At 59.6% G+C, this 4,836-nt stretch carries 3 protein-coding genes; all 3 read right to left on the reverse strand.

The window, feature by feature from the left end; all coding sequences use genetic code 11:
* Positions 1–24: 24 nt before the first annotated feature.
* Positions 25–1,473 (reverse strand): bifunctional dTDP-4-dehydrorhamnose 3,5-epimerase family protein/NAD(P)-dependent oxidoreductase, encoded by a 1,449-nt coding sequence (locus tag Q1X90_RS00450; RefSeq protein WP_300765695.1) that lies wholly within the window; start codon positions 1,471–1,473, stop codon positions 25–27.
* Between the two features lie 95 nt (positions 1,474–1,568).
* On the reverse strand, positions 1,569–2,588 hold the full coding sequence (gene rfbB / locus Q1X90_RS00455; protein ID WP_300765696.1) for a dTDP-glucose 4,6-dehydratase: 1,020 nt from the start codon (positions 2,586–2,588) through the stop codon (positions 1,569–1,571).
* Between the two features lie 38 nt (positions 2,589–2,626).
* On the reverse strand, positions 2,627–4,836 hold a 2,210-nt coding region (locus Q1X90_RS00460; protein ID WP_300765697.1), incomplete at its 5' end, for a YfhO family protein.

Here is a 4,836-nt window from a genome sequence, read left to right on the forward strand (position 1 = left end):
CTATCCGTATCGACACACGCCCCTTTAGCCGTTCTGGTGTCGGGTGATGTAGTCGGCTAGGCTCTGACGCCAGTCGGCGGGAGAGAATCCCGTCGACTCGAGTTTCGACAGGTCCAACGCGCTATGCACAGGCCTCGGGGACACGGGGGCCGAAGCTGACGCGAAGTACTCCTTGGTCGATGTGCCTGTGACCGCGTCTCCGTTGCCGTGGCGCAGATCGAACACGCGTCGTGCTATATCCGCCCATGACTCGATCGGCCCCGAGCCCGTCATGTTATACGTCCCATACGCGGCGTCCGAATCAAGCAGGTGGAACACGGCGGCGGTCATGTCGTCCGTGAACGTGAGCCGGCCATACTGGTCGTCCACCACGGTGACATGATCCAACGAGTCCGCGGGATCGGCGACACGGTCCGACAGTCCCGCCATCGTGCGCACGAAATTGTGCCCCCTGCCGATCACCCAGCTCGACCGCAGGATGTAGTGGCGGGGCGCCCCTGCCACCGCAATGTCGCCCGCGGCCTTCGACTGCCCGTACACGCCCAGTGGCGCGAATGGCTCGGTCTCGTCGTGCGTGTCCCTTGTTCCGTCGAACACATAGTCACTTGACACGTGCACGAGCGTGATTCCATGCTCCCGGGCCACACGGGCAAGAAGCGCCGGTCCCACGGCGTTCGCCCTCCAGGCGGTCGGGCGCCCCTCATTCGTCTCGGCCTTGTCCACGGCAGTGTAGGCACCCGCGTTGATGATCGTGCCATAAAGATCCCAGTCATAGGCCTCATACGCCTGTGGATCGGAGAAATCGAAAGTGTCGATGTCCGTGTACTCGAAGCCCGTCAGATGATGGGATTCGGCGTAGTCCCGCAGGGCATGGCCCAGCTGCCCGTTCGCCCCGGTGACAAGCGTGCGTCGTGGCTCCATCGGCTTGGCGTCCACCAGCAGGGGATGGTGCAGATCAGCCTCGCTCAGCTCGCAGCCATCCAAAGGAATCGGCCAATCGATGCCCAGTGCCGGGTCGGCCAGATTCACGAACGTGTATGACTTCTTCTGCTCGGCCGACCAATGCGCATTGACCAGATAGGTGTATACGGTACCGTCCGCGAGCGCCTGGAAACTGTTGCCCACCCCACGCGGCACGTAGATGGCACGGGAGGGATCGAGTCGTGTGGTGAACACCTTGCCGAATCCGTCGCCAGGACGCAGGTCGACCCACGCTCCGAACACCTCCCCCGCCGCGATGGAGATGAACTTATCCCACGGCTCCGCGTGAATGCCACGCGTCACGCCCTTCTTCTCGTTGTAGCTAATGTTGTTCTGCACGGGTCCGAAGTCGGGCAACCCCAGCGCCGTCATCTTGGCCCGCTGCCAGTTCTCTTTAAACCAGCCCCTGTTGTCGCCGTGCACCGGTAGGTCGAACACCACCAGACCCGGTATCCCCGTCTGCGTGGTATTCAGATCCTTCTCGAACTCCATGTTCCGTCCACCCTCCATATCCGTTCACTTCCCGGGCCACGTACCGCGCCCCGGCCCTTCACAACCCCGGGCCACCCAATCTGGGCCACTCCGGGTCACTGACCCTGCCTGCGGTACCTCTCCTCGGTCGCCGCCTTGACCGGCTCCCACCACGCGCGGTTAGCCTCATACCATTCGACGGTCGAACGCAGACCGGACTCGAAGTCCGTGTGCCGGGGAACCCATCCCAGCTCCCGGCGCAGCTTCGACGAGTCGATCGCGTAGCGCCTGTCGTGGCCCGGACGGTCCTTCACATGGTCGAAGGCGTCCTCGGGCCGGCCCATCACCCGAAGGATGTCGCGCAGCACCGTGATGTTGTCCCTCTCCCCGTCCGCGCCGATCAGATACGTCTCGCCGATGCGACCACGCGTGAGGATGGTCCACACCGCGCTCGAATGATCCTCGGTGTTGATCCAGTCGCGCACGTTCAGCCCGTCTCCGTAGAGCTTGGGGCGCACACCCATGAGGATGTTCGTGATCTGGCGGGGAATGAACTTCTCCACATGCTGGTACGGGCCATAGTTGTTGCTGCAGTTGCTGATCGTGGCGCGAACGCCGTATGTGCGGTGCCATGCGCGCACGAGCATGTCGCTCGACGCCTTCGTCGACGAGTACGGACTCGAGGGATGATAGGGCGTCTCCTCGGTGAAGCGGGCGGGGTCATCCAGCGCCAGATCCCCATACACCTCGTCGGTGCTCACGTGATGATACCGGACGCCATACTTGCGGGCGGCCTCCAGCAGGCGGAAGGTCCCCACGACGTTCGTGCGGACGAACGGCTCGGGGTCGGCTATCGAATTGTCGTTATGGGACTCCGCCGCGTAGTGCACGATCGCGTCATGCCCGGGGACGATCCGGTCCAGAAGATCCGCGTCGCAGATGTTTCCATGGACGAAATCGACCCGATCCTCGGGAAGCCCTGCTATGTTCTCCAGCCGCCCGGCATAGGTGAGGGCGTCCAGAACGGTCACATGGACGCCCGGGGCATTGTCCACCACCCACCGAACGAAATTCGAGCCAATGAACCCGCAACCACCGGTCACGATGATGTTGCGCGGAGAAAACGTTTCAGTCATATGAGCCATTCTATAGCCGGCACAGGAACTCCGATTCCTCAGCAGGCTTTCAGATGACGTGGAGGACGCTGAAGGAAACCCCACTTTTTTCGACGCCAGGCGTCATACCGGGGAGTCGCCACGAAGATCACCACCATCATGAGGCCGACCGCGGAGGAGACGACAAGGGTGGTGTTGATCGACGAGTTCACGTACCGCAACTCCACAACGTGGGTTCCGGACGACACCTCGATGGCTCTGAAAAGATAGTTCCCCTTGTACATGGTCACACGTCTGCCATCCACATACGCCACCCAGTTGCCGTCGTTGTATTCGTTGACGACCACGAATCTCTTCTGCTTCGTGGACACGGTGAAGCTCATCGACCCATCCGGCTTCTCGACGACGTTCGAGACCTTCTCCCCGGACGTCAGCTTCGGTTGCCTCGATGTCGAGGCGTCGTCCGGCACTCCGGACTCCGAACTGAAATACACAGCGGTTTTCTCAAAACTCGCCTTCATTCCGCTGAGCACGGCCTTGTCGGTGTCGACCACCTTCACATCATCGGTCAGCTGCACTTTGGCGGTGTAGTCGGACAGACGGCGCAAAGCCAGTCCGTCGTCCTCCGAGGTCACGCCCTCGTACACGCAGGTGATTGCCATGTCGCCGGTTGCCTTCGCAAGAGCGTCTCCCGCAGTCCCCGCATAGGCGTCGCCCGTCGTCATGTAGAAGTCCACCCCTGAACCAGCCGGGGCGTTGGATGTGAGACTCATCGTGTACGTTTTGCCGCTTGAGTCGGTGATCGCCGAAAAACCGAACGTCAATGATGATTCCTTCGTGACGGACGAAAGGGACTGGGTGGAGGATGCGACAACCTCGTTCGTGGAGTCGTCCCGAAGCGTCATGGTGACCGTTCCCTGAGGCATCCCCTGACCGCTGGGTTTGACATGGAGGGATATCGCCTTGAGATCATCATTCTGCGACGTGAAGGTCTGCTCATACACCGAGCCGTCAACGAACTGGCCATATGGCTGTTTGTCCGTTCCGGACGTGTCGGGGACCTCTATCGACGCGGATTGCCCGACCACGTATTTGACGCCCATGTATTGAAGCAGATTCTCCGCTCCCTGATCGACTGACGTCAGCACGGGGCGCGTCGGGGACTGATTGAATATTCCCGAATCAATCGCCTTGTAATACGCCGACACGTCGGTTTGGGTGTACAGAAAGCCATGCGCGTTGACGTTCTGTATCCCATAGAAGACGTTGGTCATCGGGAAGAAATCCCAATTACCGACGCTAACAATCTTCTCGCCGTTTTTGGTGCCCTTTTGCAGGCTCGTGACGGACGGTGTCGCCTTGGGAATGGAGGACGCACCTGATGAGATGGCCGGCCAATAATGATATCCGAAATACCCCATGTCGAGTGCCACCACACAGAACAACGCGACCGTGCACAGCTGCACCAGCCATGTTCTATCCGTCACAAGACGCATCAGCACAATGATGACGAAAACCACAACAACCGCGCAACCCAGCCAGACGTGAGTTGACACACCTATACTGGCCGACGAAGTAAGCGGCAGAACGCGTCTAAAAGCGAAGGCGTAGCCTGCGACACCAATGAAGGATGCGATAATAACCGATAGAATCTCACGCCGTCCTGATGGCTTATGGATCAGAAGATCATCCATGTTGATTCCGACGAGCACTGAAAGACAGAAATCCAACAGGACAATAACACGAAACTTCAACGAGGAGCTGATCGCCGGAAGCAAGCTATAGAACGCATCGCCGACATGCGTGAAGATGAGGAGAAGAATGATGGCTGCCGATATGAGGAAGAACATCGACCGCGGTTTTCTGCGTTTGTTCACGGCCGTAAGTGGCAGAGAGACGACCGCGAGGACTCCGGCGAAGAGAGTTCCCTCGTTCGGATGCACCGCGGACGAGGTGGAAAAATAAGGGAAAAGCAACGTCTTGATCTGTGGAATTCCCAGAACAGCCGACGCGAAGCTTTTCCGCGTATCCGTATAACCGCTCGATTGAAGTGAATCGAGAAGTTGGAGCGTGTAGGGAAGCGACAGAACGGCGCCGACGGCAACGGCCACCATGAACCACCCCATATAGGCTGGGCACTTGCGCGGCTCATGAATATAGGTGCGCAGACCATAGAAAAGCATGTAGGCACCGGCGAGGTACAGAAAATAAGCGGCGTAGGTGGGCATTCCCGCGACGAGCATCAGATAGATGACCGCCGATAGAGCGA

It is taken from the genome of uncultured Bifidobacterium sp., from assembly GCF_949292005.1.
Classification (GTDB): domain Bacteria; phylum Actinomycetota; class Actinomycetes; order Actinomycetales; family Bifidobacteriaceae; genus Bifidobacterium.